This window comes from Sanguibacteroides justesenii (assembly GCF_003204205.1).
Taxonomy (GTDB): domain Bacteria; phylum Bacteroidota; class Bacteroidia; order Bacteroidales; family Marinifilaceae; genus Gabonibacter; species Gabonibacter massiliensis.
Map to the genome: position 1 here is coordinate 302,494 of NZ_QJPL01000004.1, position 19,416 is coordinate 321,909.

Annotated in this window: 13 protein-coding genes; 1 reads left to right on the forward strand and 12 read right to left on the reverse strand. The window is 41.4% G+C overall.

Annotated elements, in window-relative coordinates; all coding sequences use genetic code 11:
• Positions 1-11: 11 nt before the first annotated feature.
• From DMB45_RS08385 to DMB45_RS08435, 11 genes are all read right to left on the reverse strand, one after another.
• Positions 12-2,300 carry a Gldg family protein gene (locus tag DMB45_RS08385; RefSeq protein ID WP_110688658.1) on the reverse strand — a complete coding sequence of 763 codons (2,289 nt, stop codon included), beginning with the start codon at positions 2,298-2,300 and terminating at the stop codon, positions 12-14.
• Positions 2,297-3,241 carry an ABC transporter ATP-binding protein gene (locus tag DMB45_RS08390; protein ID WP_041502173.1) on the reverse strand — a complete coding sequence of 315 codons (945 nt, stop codon included), beginning with the start codon at positions 3,239-3,241 and terminating at the stop codon, positions 2,297-2,299. The genes DMB45_RS08385 and DMB45_RS08390 overlap by 4 nt, the downstream gene beginning before the upstream one ends.
• A gap of 479 nt (positions 3,242-3,720) precedes the next feature.
• Positions 3,721-5,325, reverse strand: a complete 1,605-nt coding sequence (locus tag DMB45_RS08400) for a PKD-like family lipoprotein (RefSeq protein WP_110688660.1) — start codon at positions 5,323-5,325, stop codon at positions 3,721-3,723.
• 24 nt (positions 5,326-5,349) lie between these two features.
• On the reverse strand, positions 5,350-6,192 hold the full coding sequence (locus DMB45_RS08405) for a DUF4843 domain-containing protein (RefSeq protein ID WP_110688661.1): 843 nt from the start codon (positions 6,190-6,192) through the stop codon (positions 5,350-5,352).
• A 24-nt stretch (positions 6,193-6,216) separates the two neighbouring features.
• Positions 6,217-7,701, reverse strand: a complete 1,485-nt coding sequence (locus DMB45_RS08410; protein WP_041502176.1) for a RagB/SusD family nutrient uptake outer membrane protein — start codon at positions 7,699-7,701, stop codon at positions 6,217-6,219.
• Between the two features lie 11 nt (positions 7,702-7,712).
• Positions 7,713-11,105, reverse strand: a complete 3,393-nt coding sequence (locus DMB45_RS08415; protein WP_052634361.1) for a SusC/RagA family TonB-linked outer membrane protein — start codon at positions 11,103-11,105, stop codon at positions 7,713-7,715.
• Between the two features lie 87 nt (positions 11,106-11,192).
• Positions 11,193-12,398, reverse strand: a complete 1,206-nt coding sequence (locus DMB45_RS08420; RefSeq protein ID WP_041502177.1) for a FecR family protein — start codon at positions 12,396-12,398, stop codon at positions 11,193-11,195.
• 440 nt (positions 12,399-12,838) lie between these two features.
• A complete protein-coding gene (locus DMB45_RS08425) occupies positions 12,839-13,264 on the reverse strand; it encodes a carboxypeptidase-like regulatory domain-containing protein (RefSeq protein ID WP_041502178.1) in 426 nt (141 codons plus the stop codon).
• Between the two features lie 107 nt (positions 13,265-13,371).
• Entirely contained in the window at positions 13,372-16,665 is a 3,294-nt protein-coding gene (locus tag DMB45_RS08430) for a golvesin C-terminal-like domain-containing protein (protein ID WP_110688662.1), read from the reverse strand.
• A 63-nt stretch (positions 16,666-16,728) separates the two neighbouring features.
• On the reverse strand, positions 16,729-16,851 hold the full coding sequence (locus DMB45_RS14995; RefSeq protein WP_262509242.1) for a hypothetical protein: 123 nt from the start codon (positions 16,849-16,851) through the stop codon (positions 16,729-16,731).
• Positions 16,842-17,408, reverse strand: coding sequence for a hypothetical protein (locus DMB45_RS08435; protein WP_041505382.1), 567 nt, complete (start codon positions 17,406-17,408; stop codon positions 16,842-16,844). Before DMB45_RS08435 ends, DMB45_RS14995 begins: the two co-directional genes overlap by 10 nt.
• 535 nt (positions 17,409-17,943) lie before the next feature.
• Here DMB45_RS08435 and DMB45_RS08440 point away from each other — a divergent pair.
• On the forward strand, positions 17,944-18,453 hold the full coding sequence (locus DMB45_RS08440) for a sigma-70 family RNA polymerase sigma factor (RefSeq protein ID WP_041505381.1): 510 nt from the start codon (positions 17,944-17,946) through the stop codon (positions 18,451-18,453).
• Between the two features lie 48 nt (positions 18,454-18,501).
• On the opposite strand, the gene DMB45_RS08445 is transcribed toward DMB45_RS08440, so the two are convergent.
• On the reverse strand, positions 18,502-19,362 hold the full coding sequence (locus DMB45_RS08445) for a sigma-70 family RNA polymerase sigma factor (protein ID WP_041502623.1): 861 nt from the start codon (positions 19,360-19,362) through the stop codon (positions 18,502-18,504).
• Positions 19,363-19,416 lie beyond the last annotated feature (54 nt).

Consider the following 19,416-nt stretch of genomic DNA (forward strand, 5'->3'; position numbering starts at 1 on the left):
TTCTATATTATTTAACCCAACCTTCTTTTCATCCAAACACCCACTCCTCCCAAAACGAACAAGGCAGGGAATATCCATGTCAATAATAAACTCGTCAGCGGCATTCCTTCGCGTGTCAACTCCAGAACCGTGTCTTTAAACGCCGGACGAGTGATCGATAACGGAAACTCACCGTAACTCAACCACCGGAACATACCCGTAATCAAGGAGAAATTAGACGTCTGAACACCGATGCGATTCATCAACAACTCCGAGTTACTGATACAATCGGCATCACCCAACACCACGATCCGTTGTTCTCGATCGCCGACCTGTCGCGTTAAAGCAAGCATCGTCGGGTAAGCACCCTGGACCTCGCCAACCCGGGGGTTAAAGACCGCCTTATCGCCACCTTCGAGCTCGTTCCAACTCCCCTCCCCGGAGGTCGTCAAAACAGGTGCTACCCGGAAACCGCGTGTCGTGTCAAAAGAGAGTGCTGAAGCGCCGGGCATCACGATACCGTAACGGTTTAACAAATTTTTATAAGAGGTCATCACGTTCACGCCCTCTTCATTGAATCGACAAATCAGCAGATTATCATTATAAACTCCCGTCGGTTGGACAAGCTCTCCGGGTATGAATTCTACCCCCAGCATACGCGTAATCGGGTTCATAATCGACTGCTTGGCAGGTTCTCCTGCTATGACCAAATTACCCCCGCGATCGATATAGCGATTCAATTTATCGATATCATCACTCGAGAAAGCCGTGTATGGATCGGGAATAACCAAAACGTCCACCTCCGGCGACACCTCTCCGACTTTCGATAAATCGAGCACTTCCGTATCAAAACCCTTGTTGATCAACGAGTGACGGAAAGTAGGGCTCTGCGCAAAGGTATAATAATCCCGGTCTCCGGCTTTGCGTATATCACGCTCGCCATGCCCCACGACGAAAGCCACCACCGGGACATCTGTCACCAGTCGTTTCATTGCCGTCGAAATCTCCGCCTCATTAGGAAAAACGTAACCGTCATCATAAACACGCAAGAAAGTCTTCCGACCGTTGTCTCGCTCGATCACGCGAACGAAACGATAATTCTCTCCCGATAGATCGATCTGGTGCGAAAGTTCTTCAGGTGTTAAGAACATTTTCATATTCAAGTCATTAGCCACCGCCACCTTCTCCGCTTTCTGGCGCTCCGTCAATCCAGAGAAACGCTCGGTCAGGTAATTATTCGAGTCCTTCACGTCCTTATAATAATAAACGTATTTCATCTTCATCCTGGGCTTGAAACGAGTGTACTCTTTAAAACGATCTTTATCTCCGTTCACTCCCGAGGGGATACCGTAAAGGTAATGACTCTCCAGGAGGTTAACGTAAGTAGTGACCGTCAAACCTCCGTCCATCTTCTCCATCACCTCCCGGCTTGCCTGGGCCAGCGTGTTTAACTTGGTCGCCGAGGCGTCATAATAAAACTTGAAGACGGGACGGGAACTCAGGTAGCCCAAAAATAAAGCCAGAAAAGTCACAACGAAGTATCTGGTCACGATCAAACCTTTATTACGTTTCTTACCCGAGAGAATCTTAATCACGGATAAAGAAAGGAACAAACCGATAACGATCAGAAAATACAAGACGTCCTCGCTCGTGATTAGCCCCTCGATCATCTGCGAGGAACGCCCCTGGATGGACAACCAGTAAGTGATATCCCGAACAAGGGGGATATCCTGCCCCAACCGGCCGACGTAATTTAAAAAAGCCAAGACTGCAAGTGTTGAAACTGCCGCCACCACCTGATAAGAGGTGAGACAGGACATGAAAAGACCGATCGCCGCGTAAGCGCAAACAACAAGGTAAAGCCCTAAAACACCACTCAAAGCCAACGTGTAGTCAAAATTAGGAACATTAAAACCCGTTAAGAACACAAATACCAGCAAAATTCCTCCAAGAATCAAATTATAAAGCATCATCGACAAGTATTTCCCCAAAACGATTTGAGTCGTCGAAACCGGTGACGAATATAATAATTTTATGGAACCGCTGCTGTACTCCCGACTCATCAACCCCATCGTCAATAAAGGGATGTAGAGGTAAAGGTTGCCAAGCATCGTCGGGTAAAGACTGAAACTTCGTGTAAAAAGCTCACGTACGATACTGTACCATAACGGACGGGAAAACTGTTGTGTCAACATGGTATCGATTAAACCCGTGTAAGACATAGCTGCCTGAACGGTGAAAATCACCAGGATCAACCATGCCACCGGGGAATAAAACAGAGTACGTAACTCTGTTATCGCTATCTTGTATATCTTTCTCATGACAAACGACTATTCATCTTTACTTTCCCGGACAGGCGGGCGAATACTTCATCCAACGAGCTACGTTCTACCGTGATCTCGCTTAACTCCCAACCGCGGGAAACACTCAACTCTACCACTTCGCGAGTCACGTCACTATCACGGGTAAACCACATACGGTAACTGTTTTGACTGACTTCTTCAACCCGATCGATTCCCGGTATTTCCCGCAACATCTCGATTGCCGGAGGGTTTTTCATTACCACGACGAAAGTGTTGGGTTGAACATAATTGTTAAACTCTTCCATCGTCCCTGAAAAGACGAGGTTACCCTTCTCTATCATCTTGATATGATCGCAAGTAGCCTGTACCTCCGACAATATGTGAGTCGACAGCAATACCGAACGATCGTAAGCGATCTCTTTAATCAGTTCTCGGATTTCGAGGATCTGATTCGGGTCCAAACCGTTGGTAGGTTCGTCGAGAACCACGAATTTAGGGTTGTGGATGATCGCCTGAGCAATGCCTACGCGTTGTTGATAACCGCCCGACAGGTTCTTCAACAAACGTTTATTGAAATGAGTGATACCACATTTGGCCATAGCCGTGTCTACGGCTGCTTTTATCTTTCTCGGTTCAACGGAACGTAACTCCGCACAATAAGCAAGGTACTCACGAACCGTCAAATCAGTATACAATGGCGGTTTCTGCGGTAAAAAACCGATGTTCATCTTTGCCGCTATCGGATTATCCCGGAAATTGATTCCATTGATGTAAACCTCACCCTCTGTCTGGTTCAAAACTCCGCACATAATGTTCATCGTTGTCGACTTGCCGGCACCGTTCGAACCTAACAAACCGAGAATACCCTTCTGGTATATCTCGAAATTAATGTCCCGGATCGCCCATTGAACGCTGTAACGATGAGACAAATGCTCTACTCTTACTACTGATTCTTCCATAAATTTATTTGAATTACATTATATATTACATCGAATATTCTTTTTATTTCGATTAGCAACTACATGAGGAGCTCTTCAAAAGGGACCGCCACATAACTATCAATTTAACTTCCACGGCCGACACGCCTTGAACGGCACGCAACTCTTCGACGGGAATAGATTCTCCACTTTTACAATGGTTTCTTCCACAAATACTTTTGATTACATACACACCCCGATCATTCTATCATGTACGATTACAATACAAATCATATCCCCGACACACCTTTCCGACAATTATCGGAAACTTCTTTACCCCTACTGCCAACCGGAAAAAAAATATATTTCAAACCTGATTGTGCCGTTATTTCAGGCTATACCCTCCCCTTTCCGCCTTTTATGAAAAAGCAGGCCCAAACGGAACAAAATCTTTAATACACAGCAATTATATACGAAATGAATAAGTAGGTAAGCAGCTACTGCTTACCTACTTATAAAAATTATTTTCCTTGGACAACGATATTTGAGATTATACCGAATCCGTCATAAGTTATTTGTTTTCCTTTATCCAGATTACCCGTTCCCAAATCCTTTTGCGGAACTAAATAAACCTTTCCGGCCTCTCCTGCTTGCGTGGCGATCAATACGGCTTTCGCATTCAAGGGAACCAAAGAGGAAACATCTCCATCAAAATCAGACGGACTCATCGTGTAACGTCCTTGCTGATAGAATTGGACGATAGTGATCTTCTCTCCGTCGGCAACCGTATATTTGGATTCATAAGTCAACGAACCCAATGACATCCTAACGGCATAAACATCCGTTTCCGTTGCCACGTACATAATCGGGTCAACCGAGCTGAAAGTATAAGAAACCGCCGCATCCATGATGCTTTTCAATCCGGCCGGCACCTGATACAGAGCGTAAGGAGTCGGAGCTACCAGATCATAGTTCGAATTCTGCGTTTTAAAAATATATATTTCGTACTCCTGAGTCGTTTTATCCCGCAATACCATAGCCAAACCGTCTCTTTCCATCACGCCTCCCGCTACGGCTTCTTTACCCCGGATATTGGAAGGATCGAACGGGAAAGTTTGGTTATATTCCGAAGAACTGAATAATTGACATTTCGGAGCCGCAAACAAAGAGTTAAAACGGGCAAAACACCCCATTTGAGAATCATACCACACGGCGCCGGCCCGATGTCCGGCAAAGTCTCCGGCAACAGCCGCAAGAATCGCATTATCTACATGATTGGACTCAAGGCCTAACACGTTAGTAACCTTTTCCGGTTTAACGAACATATTGTCGTTTTGACGATTATGTTGATAAACCTGATGATTGGCAACCATAAGAGTAGCTTGTATGGAAGGATAAAAAGCATCTGCTTCAAAAGAGGCATCCGCCATGGGTACAATACTCTTGGTATCCGTGTAGGAGTAATCCTCCACGTCAATCCGGTAAGCTCCTTTTTCTCCCGCTACCCATAAAATATTCCGATAATTTCCATAGGTGGATCCGGAAACGGTGTACATCATATTTTTGATTTTATCCGGGAATACCTCTCCTTTGGAGGCGTAAATATCGGAAATCACCTTCCTCTCTCCGGTAAAATCCTTCGTCAGATTCTCGTCCATCACCAAAGAGAGATCGGAAGTTTGTCCGTCGCGAGAGTGAGCAACCACAAGTCCTTCTCCGAACTCACTCGTCACCACCACCGTAAAGGAAGCAAAATACTGCAAAGTAGTCGCAGAATCCGTTACCGTTAACAAAAGTTTATATCCCCCCGCATTGATCGGCATAGTAGCCGTAACATCCAATATTCTTTCATGAGACAACTCTTCCGTCACGTAATCCAAAGAGGAGGTTCCTAACTGGATCTTCCACAAATATCCCAAATCCGGATGATTTGCCTGCCCGTTTTTTGTAATGGGTATATCTAATTTAAGATTCCCCAAATAATTAACATTCTGGACCTCGGAAATATTTTCCAAGTTAATCTTTATTTCCGGAAGTTTTTCTGTATCGTAAGTACTTTTATCGTCATAACATGACCAAAGGCCACTACTCAATAAAAGTACCAATAGATAAAATATATTTTTCATATGAATAATCTTTGATCTGTTAAATTAAAACTTTCTTGCCTTAACCGGTTGTCCTTTCGCCAATCCTCCGTCATGCAACAAAGGCTCTCCGTGTACTTCCTCGTAAGCCTCCAAATAAGCATTCAGCAAATCGTAATAGGCGTTGGTTTGAGCGGTAGAGTAGAAGGTCAGTCCGAGCGGATCACGGTTATTATATGCCGGCCATTTATCGGATTCCCAAGGCCAGTCCAAAGCTTCCAATATCGCCTTATGAGCATTTTTACTATAATAGTTATAATTAGCTAAATTCATACTCTGACCTGCAGCAATCAAATAGTTGTAAGTACGGCAATAGAATGTTCCGGATCTCGGCATCGGCAACTGGTTATCAAACATAAACTTTGCCCGAATATACTCTTTCGGTCCTTTTGCAAAATCATCCGAAGTTGTCAACACCAGTTCCAGTACACAAGTTTCCGTCTCCAAAGCCGGCAATTTGGTAACCTCGATCGAGATCTTACCGAATGCCTCTCCTGCCGGAACCACCGCCTCCAGAATTTTATAAGAACCCTCTATTAACGTACAACTGTCCAGATCAAGCGTACAATTCACTTTCCGGTCGTAACTCCGTACGTCCCCTATCACTTCCAACGGAATATCGACAATGACTTTCTCCTCGTTCGGGTCCGACCAGAAAGAGTATACTTTCTCAAATTTCTTTGTAGTAGTATTATATCCCGGATAGGTTTTTATTCCTATTCCCGTCCACGGAAAAGTAACCGAAGGAAACTCCTCGTTATAAGTAGGTATTTCCTCTTTGGAACATCCTGCAACAAGCAATCCCAAAGCGAATATACACATCGTATATATAAATCTTAATTTATTCATAACTTTGAATTTATGCTATTAAACTTATTGAACAAGACCCATTCCACTTTCTGCCTCCGGATAGGGCCATACATAAGTCTCATCACTCATCGGAGTAGACAAATTCGGAATATTCACTTCTCCGATACGCTTGTAATAAAGGAAGGTCACACCTTCACACAGGAACTCACGCCTGTATTCGTTCGTCAAACAAGTCAACAACTGGTCCCGGGTATAACCTGAGATATCAATGAAATTAGAACGATTCTCACGCAACGTCGTTAAATATTTGGCCGCTTCGGTTGTGTTAATATCCGTTCCCTTCAAATAAGTTTCCGCCACGATCAGGTACATCTCCGAAATACGTACCAGCGGGATTCTGTTCAAACAATCGGTACCGCTGATAGCCCGGTCCTGAGCTAATTTCAAAGGCACATAATAGCCATTGGAAGCAGGGAACAACATTTTGGATGATCCCCGGAAATCGGCATTACTACCCGCTCCGCTTTCATCAAAAATACTCTGTACTCCCTCCTCTGACAATTTGATCTGCTCATAATCCGTATCCGTAAAATTCAATTTGAAATACCCGGAAATCTTGTCCGACAGGGTCAACACGTTCAAAGAAGCGATATGTTCCGTAGAAAGAATCAAATTCGAGGAAATGTTATCATTCGTCACCCACGTGTAAAGATTGACCTTTTCTCCCTCTTCAATCACCTTTTTAGCTTCCTCCCGGGCCAACAACAAAGAGGCATCGCTACCTTCCCACATGTATACCCTGGCTAACAACGCTTTTACGGCAAAATAATTCAAACGATAGGTACGATCACTATAAAATCCGTCGTCATTCAAATTATCATAATAGTCATCCGTATGCTTTTTCGTGATCGGATCTTCCTCTTCCAACAAATCCAACGCCTCTTTTAAATCGGCCACGATCAAATCTATGGTCTTTTTATAAGACAATTGTTCCGTTGTCTCTTTCTTGTACTCTTTCACATAAGGAATGGTGAGCTTTGTCTCTTTATCCGTACGGGAGGCCAAATCTCCGTAACCGTAAATACGCATCAGGTCGAAGTGTAACATCGCCCGAATAGCCAATAACTCTCCTTTTATCACCTTATAAGAGACCGGATCTAAAACATTCGATCTCTTTTCAATAAATTTCAGGGCGTTATTCGCATTAGCAATGATGTTATACGCGTTCAACCAAACCGCATCGATGATAGGAGTGGCTCTCACATGTTTATATTGATAAGCAGCCATCGGATAAACCTGAGCCGAAGGATACAAATCATATTTTCCGTCCTGTACATCCAGTACGTACCAACTCAGGTTTTTACCGTACAAGGTTTCACTGGCCATTCCGATATAGCAACCGATCAACGCTTGTCGAAATCCGGGCTCATCTTTAAACTGATCCTCTTCTGGGACCTGTGAGGCAGGCGTTACATCCAACCAATCGTTACATGACGTAACAGAAAAGAAGAGGATAAACAAAGTTATATATTGTGTTATTCGTTTCATATCCTATTTATTTAAAATGATCCTATAAGAGAGAATGACATGGTTCTGGCAAACGGATAACTATATCCCCGCTCTACCTTGACAGAAGAGAAGGTAGCAATATCATTCATGTTAAAAGAAATTTTCAATCTACTCATTCTAAGAGATTTAAGAACATCAGGCTGGAATTCATAATAAACATTCAAAGCTCCCCAGGTAAGTAAACTTTCATCTTGTACAAAGCGTGTCGTGGGACGTGTCTTTTCCTGATATGCCTGCGCATCGCCGTCATATTGGAATGTTCCCAAACGTTTGAACTGTGCGACCTGTCCCGGTTCTTTCCAACGACCGTATAAAGCCCGCTTATCCACGTTATAGTTCATATCCACGTTTTCTACCCGTTCTACTAAGGTCGAATTGTATTTCTGGTAGCCGGTAGCATAACGGAAAGTCGTACTTAATCCGAATCCTTTGTATTCGGCATTAAAACCGAAAGTCCCCCTGTATTTTTCCAAAGAGTTTCCGGCCGGTACCTGATCGTTCTCGTCATACGTATAGGTCAATTCCCCGTTGCGTTTCACATAAACCTCGTTTCCCGTTTGAGGATCGATACCCAAAGAACGAACAGCCCATATCGTATTCATGGATTCACCGTCCACATATTTTGTTACCGGTTTATTATTTCCCTTATCGGCTGCCATCTTATCCCGCAATGCATTATACGTTTTCATACTTTCCGACAGGCGGATAATCTTGTTCGTCGTGGTCGTCAAAGAACCGAACAACTGCAAGAAACCCTTATTAGTCTGAAATACGCTATAAGTCAAATAGGCCTCGATACCCTGATTCCGGACCAAACCCAAATTATCTTTCACGGTAGAGAAACCGGTCGATGTAGAGACAGAAACATCCGTCAACATATTCTTGGTATCCGCCCAGTAATAGTCAAAACGAATATTAGCCTTGTAAATAATGGCATCAAATCCCACGTTATAGTCTTTCTTCTGTTCACCCTTCAACTGAGGATTAGCCATACGTGCAACCTGGGCTCCCGTCATTCCCAAATAATTATCCGTCGTGTAATACTCATAGGTTGCAACTGCTTCATTGTTATAGAAATTCTGGTTTCCGGTTACTCCGATAGACGCCCGTAACTTAAACTGTTGAACAATATCGTTTTTGAAAAATTTCTCGTTATGCAGGTTCCAACCTAAAGCCAAAGACCAACCTAAAGCCCAGCGATTGTCATTACCGTATAAAGAAGAAGCATCCTCTCTGGCACTGAAGTCCAATAAATAACGATTATCGAAGTTATACCCGCCGGCAAGTACGAAACTTAAATTCCTATTCCAGGAAGAACTACCGTAAGGACGGGAATCTTTTGCATATTGACGCGCGAAAGTGATATCGGCAATCTGATTATTAGGGAATCCCTCTGCCTGAAATACATAAGCCTGACTTTTATCTTCTCCTATCTCCGTTCTAAAGTTCAAGAAGATATTATGACGATCCGCAAATGTCGCAGAATAAGTCGCATTTATATTAGCAGAAATGGTACTGCTTTTACCCTCATCGATCCGGTAAGAACCTTTACGCAATTGATCTTCGGTAGAAGAGTACTTATTAATATCGGCAAATGAAGAGTGAGTTGCGGGTAAAAATTCATCTCCGTCATTTCTCTTTAGGCCTAACGTAATTCCTCCTCTTAAAATCAAAGCTTGTATAGGTCTCCACTCGATTTCAAAATTATTGACAAACTCAACATAGGATTGCTGGTAAAGCGTTCCGATTTCAGCATCGTACATAGGGTTGGCAACCGAAGCTCCTTGACCGGTATAAGCCCAACGGGCCACTTCTCCCGTGTCCGGATCCTTGGCTCTCCAATAAGGATTCATTTGTGCATATTTACTGAATGCCCCATAAGGAGAATCATTACTCTTATTGCTCGTTATGGAAGCATTATTTCTGAATAACAAATTATCCTTGCGATAAGAAAGATCGATCTCTCCGATAATATTTCTACGATCGGATCCTTTCATGACTCCCTTCACCTGATTGTATGTCAAACTGAACAATGCCTGCAGGTTCTGGTCTCCCAATTGGACCGAAAGATTGTGTTTATGTCCGACGCCCGTGCGTAAAGGTTTGGAAAGCCAATAAGTATCCAAACCGGCGGCAATGAGTTGCTTTCTCTCCTCATACAGTTGAGAATACCTGATCTCCTCGTCCATATTTTTATAATCGTACATACCGTCTATCCTCTCGGCTTCTAATTTTTCCGCAGCATTACATAAATTATAACTGGTCAAGTCCGGCATCTCAATATCGACACTTCCCGTATAGGTTACCAATTGCTGAGTTCCCGTTACGCGTTTAGTCGTTATAACCACTACCCCATTAGCAGCTTTAGAACCGTAAATTGCTTTCGCCGCGGCATCCTTCAATAAAGTAACACTCTCGATCCGGTTCATGTCCATATCCATTACACGTTCTACCGTGGTATTAAATCCGTCCAATATAAATAACGGTTGATTGGGATTGTTCTGGTAGTTACCTTTAAGCTGAATTCCAGTCTCTTCTATCGGAAAACTGGATACACCACGCATTTGCATTTGCGGTAAACTATTCGGATTCGATCCCATATCCAGGTTATCCATAATAAACAAAGCCGGGTCCAGGTTCTTCAAACTTTGAAACAGATTCGAACTACCGGTACGAACGATGTCTTTTGACGTTAGCGTAACGGCAGACCCGGCATAAGTATTTGCTTTACGAGTAAACATACCGGTTACAACCACCTCCTCTACCTCTTTAACATCTTCTTCCAGTACAACGTTAATCACGGTACGGTTACCGATCACTACGCTTTGCGACTTATAACCGATAAATGAATAAATCAAAGATTTTACTGCGCTCGGAACGGTTAAAGTATAAGTCCCGTCAATCGTCGTACTTGTTCCCAAATGCAAAGAATCTCCCGCAACAACAACTGTAGCTCCCGGTAACGGTTGCCCTTCTTTATCTTTCACCGTACCAGTAATTGTAATGGAAACCGGTGCTTTTTTAGGTCCCACCACAACCTTACCGTTCAATTCTCTGCATTCCAAATTTGTGTTTTTGATACAAGCTTGAACAGCCTGAAGAGTAGTAACATTGTTTAAATCTACTGTTACTTTTACCGTTTCCTTCTCCACTTCCTCCTTCTTAAATACAACTGAATTATCGCTCAATCGGTTGATTTCCCGTAGTGCATCCAACACACTAACTTGAGCAAGCTTTAAAGAAAATCGTTTGGAGTTTTGTTGTCCGTAGACCGGTGAACTTGTAAGCGCCGCAGTAATACCTAACAGCAAAATACTGCAAAACAATACTCTACAAGTCACCAAAAGTCTACAGAACCTTTTCGGTTTGTAGTTTTTTTTCATACTTTTGTTACGTTTTAATTAAACACACACCTTGCTATCAACAAGGTTTTTTAAGCCGGAAATGCTCGCCAAAGCATTTCCGGTATTCTATTTCTCTATGATATGCACTGTATTTCCTTCGATCTTAAATTCCGGCCCTCCCGTTAAGGTAAGCATTTTCAATATTTCGTTCAATTTGTCATCTTTACTCATTCGTCCGCTAAAAGTATGGGGACCTTTCCGTTCACCGTCAAAGACAAACTTCACATCGTACCAGCGACTCAGCATCCGAGTAACCACCTCTATATCATCTTCAGCAAACATGAATACGCCATAACGCCAAGCGGTAATCTCTTCCACCCGTACCTTTTCCACGGAAAAATCTCCACTCTCCTTATCTAATTTCAGTTGCATGGCTGGTTTTAATACAACCGGAGAGGCATTTCCCCTCTTGTTCAACATCACCTCTACCTTTCCCGTCAACAAAGTGGTATAAACATTAGGCTCATTTTCATAAGCATTAATATTAAAAGAAGTACCCAACACTCTTGTCTGCATGGAAGTCGTTTTTACAATAAAAGGTTTTTCCGGATCAGGTGCAACCTCAAAATAAGCCTCCCCTTTTAAAAACACTTCTCTCTTATCTCCCAAAAACTCAATCGGATAATCAATTTCAGACTCTGCATTAAGCCACACTTTCGTACCATCACTCAACACTAATTGATAATCTCCGCCAACAGTTGTGACAATTTTATGTATAACTTCCTCGACAGGCAAAGAATCAGCTGTCATTCTATAAGATAGTTTGCCCTTTTCCCCGATCATAGCGACAGAAGAGAGGTGCAAAGTATCCGGTAAAGAATTACTCAAATTAATCTGCTTCCCGTTCTCCAGCACTAACATTACTTTCCCTTTTGCCGGATTGATTTCAACCTTTTCTTGTCCGGCCATAACCGGAGAAGATTCCTTTTGTTGTTTTTCCAATCCAAAAATCAACAGCATACACGCAACGACAACACTGGCCGCAACAACGCTTCCCCCTAATACAAAATATCTCTTCTGTCTTTTCCCGGCGAGAAGTTTTCCGGAGATTTCTTTGTGAACCTCATCGAAACTCGTGGTCCGATTGATTTCATCTTCTAACTTCAATCGCTTTGCGATACTCTCTCCCCGAATAATACTTTTATACAATTGACGATTCTCATCGCTTTCGTCCAACCACTTTCCCAACTCTTCCCTCTCCTCCAAAGAAGCTCTCCGCAATTTAACCCGTATAATAATTTCGGCCAACAGCCTGGCTCTATCTACTACCATAACTTATCTTCTAATTTTATCTTAAGACACCGCAAAGCACAATACGGGATGAATGAAACACGAAAAAAATAATAAAAAAATCATCTTTTCGCCATATATCTAATAATTAACGGACTATTGGATCAATACCGTCCAACTCAGGAACTCTCCTTTTTGTCGTCCCGACAATCGATATGGAAACTCCGATCATTGGTTCATCGAATTCAGCATCAATTTCACTCCCCGTTATAAATTTCGCAGAAACCACCTGGGCGAAAAAATCGATATTCTATCCTATTACAAAAGCACAAAAACACCGTATCAGGCTCATCTTACCCGACAAAATGAAGGTTGTCCAAATTTTCATTTAAAGACAACCCTCGAAACAAATATATATCAACAGAATACAATACTACAGTATAACCATTCTTCTTTTTGTACCCAACACATTCACCTAAAAATTAACACACCTGAGGTTGTATCCTCGTCCTTAAAAACCGGTCATAATCAAAAAAGACGCAATCTTTATAAAAAGTCAGCAATCTTTTTTGAAACGTATCAGTCGACAAAACCATAAAATCATCACGCATAACAACATGAATCACACTAAGCCCTCTAACTCCTACTTCGACTTTCTTCATCCCTATATAAGAAAACACCAACGTATCCCCCGGCATAACGCCAACGATTGTAAAGTTGCCATCAAAATCCGTAATAGTACCTATATTAGTCCGCTTTATTTGCACATTAACCCCTATTAACGGTTCGCCCGCCATATCCGTCACAACACCCGTTATTCTGGAAGATTGCCCGTAAGACACCATATGAAAAGAACAAATAACAAAAAGAAGCATTATCATCTTCTGAAAAAAAATTTTTGTTTTCATAACATTAATTTTAGTAAAACATTTATTATTACTGCAGTAGTGTATTCAATATCAACATAATCAAAGATACCCTTTCTCCTCAAAGATTACTTATAAATCAGGAAAGGCTATTTTTTAACATATTTCCATTTGATGGCATCGGCTACAAGACGCATCTGCTGCCGAGCCCTATCTAACAATACAACACGGTTTTCTCCTTGTGGAAGCCGATACTCTCCGGCATAAACCCAACCTTGTTCCTTCGTTACATTAATATTAAACTCGTCATTCTTTTCTCCATTCTGGACCGCATAATATTGTAAACAGTCCCCATCCAACGAGCCGTTATAAACATAAGCAGGAAGAGCAGGCACATGTATCCATAACTCATACACACCCTCTTGCTGAATTTCTGCTGTCCATACAGCATGATTATTCTCTCCTCCTCCCAATTTCACATAAGCACTACGCACAATATCCCCATAACACCCTTCATCTATTCCGGGAGCCCAGCTCGTAGAGACAATTTTCATCGGCAACTGGTATTCTTTCCTACTCGACATATTCCCCAAAAGTCGATTAGAAGCCGCCGTCTTTACGTTAAATCCGGGATCTTCGTTATCCACTATAATTTCATCGGGAACAGGTAAAAAGTATCTTTTATCGATATCAAAGATTCCTTGCGACGTATCCGAAACAACAGCCGTTTTTATCGTGGGATTGAAAACCCAACGAATGGTCTGAGGAATGTTTTGCGATAAATTGGTATTTACATAGATCAACCTCGGCATCTTCTCGGCAAAAAATCGAATCTCTTTTGCTTCTCCCCTGTTAATCATAAAATGATTTATATATCCACCCCGGACCATAACAGAAAAAACGCCATCTGCTTCTGAAGGATTATACACCCGCATTCGCCCACGATATCCCTTCACCTCTCCGTTCTCTACCTTATCGACCCCTATATCCTTTATTACTAAACCAGCTGCTTGCCGACTTTTATACCATTCGGGCAACCATTGTGAAATATCTACCTTAAACCGATCTGTAAAAGCTTGCTTGAATTGTTTTAAATCAGTCTCTCTAAAAAAATAAGAACTTCTAAAATCATTTAAGAATCGATGCAGATCCGTATAAGGTACAGAGGTAGAGATTCTATTTTTCAAATCCCTGGCCTTTATATTGATTATTTCCGTCATAACCCCTACAGGTAGGGTCTCATCATTCAATGCATCTTCCAAACTATGCGAAGTCAGGTAAGCCATTGCCCGTTGATAATCGTCTATCCCTAAAAAAAGAGGCATTTTCATGATACTTGAAGAAACGTTATCTTCCTGAAATTTTAACATGGTTTGTATGATACGATCCATCACCGGATAATCGACAGAACTCATAAATCCCAGATAATCAGAAAACAAAGGTAAGATTGAATAATCATTAGGAATAGTCGTGGATTGTAAAACACCTATTGTTTCTTGTCTCAAATATAATTTTAAGCGCCGATTCAAATCAAGCTCTCTCAGTACAGCCCATTCCCGTAGAAAGGAGGACTCTAAAAATATACTCAATCGCATAAAATCCACATTAGGTTCTTGAATCATTTCATTTCCGCCCACGAAGTTCATCGCAACACCTTCTTGAAATTGAATATAATCCGACATCGCTAAGATTTTACTCCCCCGCTCGGGATAAAACAGCAATTCCGGTTGGGCATTTTCACTCCCTCCTTTCCAATTTCTCACGTAAGACGTCAACGTAACGGGAGTTTCAACTATTCTCAAATACTGAAACGGATATCCTTTCAAGTGTTTTTGCAAAAACGGCATTAGAAAATCCGAAAGATTCTCAACCTTCTTTATCAGAAGATCGCTCCCTTTAAAATAGTACCATTCCAACAGCACGTTATCCACCTTTACGGATTTCTTACCGTAAGATCCCATAGTCAACGTGATTCCCGTCAATTTATTTTCCGGCGTAAATTTAACGGTATCTCCCACCTCCTCTGCTTTTCCCTGAGAAATCACCATTCGACGATCCGGATTAAACACGCGAAGATCATAGGTTGTAAAATTCTTCTCCGTGGCATACAAAGACTTTAGGTTTACCGGAGGAACAGCTACCGGATACCACAAACACTCCGGAAGTAACAAGGTATATCCATTCTCAACAAAGGCGCTTCGCTTTCCGAACCTCCATTTTTTATCCAGCCAATACGCATGGTCATATTCTTTATCCGAAATATCCAAATAACAAATTCGCTCGTCAATTTTGCCGTCATACTCTATCCTCAGCGTTATATTCTCCCCTGGCTGAAGTTCTTTTTGCACCACTATAACCTGATTTTTCCTATGAAAAACCAAATTTTTTCCATTGTCCCATAATTGACGTACCGACAATCCCGGATTCAGGTAAAAAATAAGTTCCGGCATTCGGCTTACACCGGTATTTCTTACTTGCAATTGAGCGGAAACAAAAATACGATTCCCTTCCTGACGGTAAACGATAGAGGATTTCTCCACCCGCAAATCAAGTTTATCCGCATACTTTACATAAGTATCCGCATACCTCTTTCTGATACTCTTATCATGCAGAAAAGAGTAACAACACCCCAACATACAAATAATCCCGACAGTCAACAGTGTGCAAGACAGAATCCTTAGCCTCTTTAACTCCTTCCCGTCCGTTAACCGGTTGAACCATAGAACAGAAAACATCAGCATCCCCAAACCAATTCCGATGAACGAAACGCGTTGAAGCAGATAAAGAAAAAGTGCCGGATGTCCGGTGACATCAGAAAAAAGATTGGGAATTCCAATCGCAAAAAAATCAAAAGCTCCTCCACAAATCTCCGGCAAATACCAGTAGGCTACACCCCAAAACAACAACAATAGCAACAAAGAAAAAATATGTTCTCTTATCAAACGAGAAATGAAAAAAGAAAAACCGATCATAAAAATCAGGGAGGGGAACGATAAGGTCAAAAAATAAAAAAAGTACAACCAAAGATCAAAAGGGGACAAACTGAAAAAAACATTCATCGAAGCCGCTAATAATAGCGAAATAAAATTCAATCCGATGAAGATGCGGGAGATACCCCACATCTTTCCCAAAATAAGTTCGCTGTTAGAAACCGGATACAGTGTAAACACAATTCCTGAATCGCATTTCCGATCTCTTTTTATTACATCCGTCACGACAAATAGAACCATCAATGACTGTAAGATATTATAAACATAGGTATTGAACCAAGGCAAAGAGGCAGGCATTGCAATTTTAAACCAAGATGAAAATTGAATTTGTTCAATATATTGGAATCCCCATGTTCCCAATAGAGCAATCACAACAAATATCCGGAATCCCCAATTCCGTCTCAGTAACTTAGCCTCGTAACAAGCGATTGTTTTTATCATTCGAAATTTCATAAGTCTTATTTTAGTACGTTAGTTTTTTATAAATTCAATTCACATCGAGATTCTCTGACAGATTTAATCCCTTCTCACCCGAACCCACTTTACCGCATCGGCCATGAGGCGTTGCCCTTCCGTTCCTTTATGTAAAAGAGTTACTCTGTTTTCTCCTTCCGGAAGTTCACATTCATCTAAAAACACCCACCCCGTTTCAGCATATGAATGCCGATCTCCCGTTCTCCACCCTTATCCCGCACTACATAACACGGCATTGCCTCTTCAGCAGAAGAAACAGTCATAGGCATAATCCACGGGATATAAATCCATAATTCGCACCGACCGGCTTCTGGATTAGAAGCAAGCCGGGATACAGTACTTCTCTTTTTCTCCCGCAACCTCACGTAGGCTGTTGCGATATGATCTCCGTAGCAATTATCATCAAAAAACGGATCTTCGTCATCCACGACAATTTCACCTGCCGCAGATAGAAAATAATCCGGATGTTTATCTCTCGCCATAACCTCCCCGATAACCAAAACAAACATAAAAGATTGGGCAATATTGAAGAAATAAGTACTTAACCAAGGTGGCGAAGCGGAAAGCGATACGCGATGTTCCCCCATCCCGATACCTCCTTGCAAAAGATATTGCAAAAAAACGATCAGTAACACTGAAACTACAGCAAATAGCCTAAATTCCCAGCTCCGCCTCATCATAACACCCCTATAACGAGCAACAGAACGCACCTTTTGATTCATCGGTCAACAATTTGATAATGTATTATACAACTAAGACACCACTAAAAATATAAAAGGATTAATACAACCATAATAATTAGAAATAATTAACATTAAACCATCTCATGATTAGAAAACAATATTCCAGAAGATTCCTTGTATAAAGCCTATTCGAAGAAATAGAAAAACAATTGAAAATCGACCCATTCTCCTATTGCAAATGATTCGACATGCAAAAATCATAAAACGAAAAAAACTTACTGGGTTTAAACTTATTTCAAAATTAAAAATAAACGATAACACAAATAATCATATTTTCTTGTAAAATACGCCATTAAAATCATTTTTGGATGATTTTAAAATGGCTTTTCTCGAAAATTATTTCTATACTTGCATATTCGATATAAATTAACCTTCGTTTGTTGAAACGCAAAAACGAAGGGATAAAATCGATAACACGTATTTTTAAATAAACTGATAATGAGAGATATATGACATGATTAATCATATCAGCAGGAATATTGTGTACTATCAACAAACGAAGGTTTAATGAGATATGGGAGAAGTTTTAAAACTTGAAGTTTTTATCCGCAAATACTATACAACACTCTGTACATCAGCACTTCACTATGTCAATTCTCCTGATATCGCCCAAGATATCGCTCAAGAAGTGATCATTAAATTCTGGGAAAACAGAAAAGAACATCAAAACTTAAACTCGATTGAAAATTTTCTTTTTATCATGATCCGGAATGAATCACTAAATTACCTTCGAAGCTGTCAAAGGGAAACAAAACGATACGATAAAATCATCAATGAAGAAAGCGAGGACCCGCATATCCTAAATATGCTGATCGAGGAAGAGACCAATCAGATTTTACTTCATGCTATCAACCAACTTCCCCGACAAATGGCAAGAATCATGCGTCTGGTATTATCCGGCTATGAAAATAAAGAGATTGCAGAACTTCTTGGGGCTTCCGTTAATACCATTAAAACACTTAAATACGCGGCTTTACGAAAGTTACGGGAATACTTTGAAAAACATCAATATAACATCAGATAGCGACTCTCCCGTAAAGAATAAAGCGCCTCGAAGAAGCGCTTTATTCTATTATCCTAAATATGTTTTTAACAATTTACTTCGCGACGAATGACGCAAACGTCTTATCGCTTTTTCTTTGATTTGACGAACCCGTTCGCGTGTTAAGCCAAATTTCTCACCGATCTCCTCCAAGGTCATCTCCTGACAATTGATCCCGAAGAAGAGGCGAATAATATCCCGTTCCCTTTCAGTCAAGGTAGACAAAGCACGCTCGACCTCCGTAGACAAAGATTCGTTGATCAAAGTCTTATCCGCTACTGGCGAATCATCGTTGATCAATACATCCAGCAGACTATTATCCTCACCTTCCACAAAAGGTGCATCTACCGAGATATGACGTCCGGATACTCTTAACGTATCCGCCACTTTCTCGGCCGGCAAATCTAACGTATCCGCCAACTCTTCAGGAGAAGGACGACGTTCATGTTCTTGCTCGAAACGAGAAAAAGCTTTGTTGATCTTATTTAATGAACCGACTTGGTTCAAAGGCAATCGCACGATACGCGACTGTTCAGCTAAAGCTTGCAAAATAGATTGACGAATCCACCATACGGCATAAGAAATAAATTTAAATCCCCTGGTTTCGTCAAACTTTTCAGCAGCTTTAATCAACCCCAAATTCCCCTCGTTGATTAAGTCCGGTAAACTTAATCCTTGATTCTGGTATTGCTTCGCTACAGAAACAACAAAACGTAAATTTGCCCTCGTCAACTTCTCCAAAGCCCTTTGATCTCCTTTCCGAATTCGCTGAGCTAACTCGACCTCCTCCTCCACGGTAATCAAATCCTCCTTACCAATCTCCTGCAAATACTTATCGAGAGATGCACTCTCCCTGTTTGTTATAGATTTTGTTATCTTTAGCTGTCTCATAATTGTTTTTATATTCTCCCCGAAATATGTGGCAAAGGTAGAACATTTTATCCA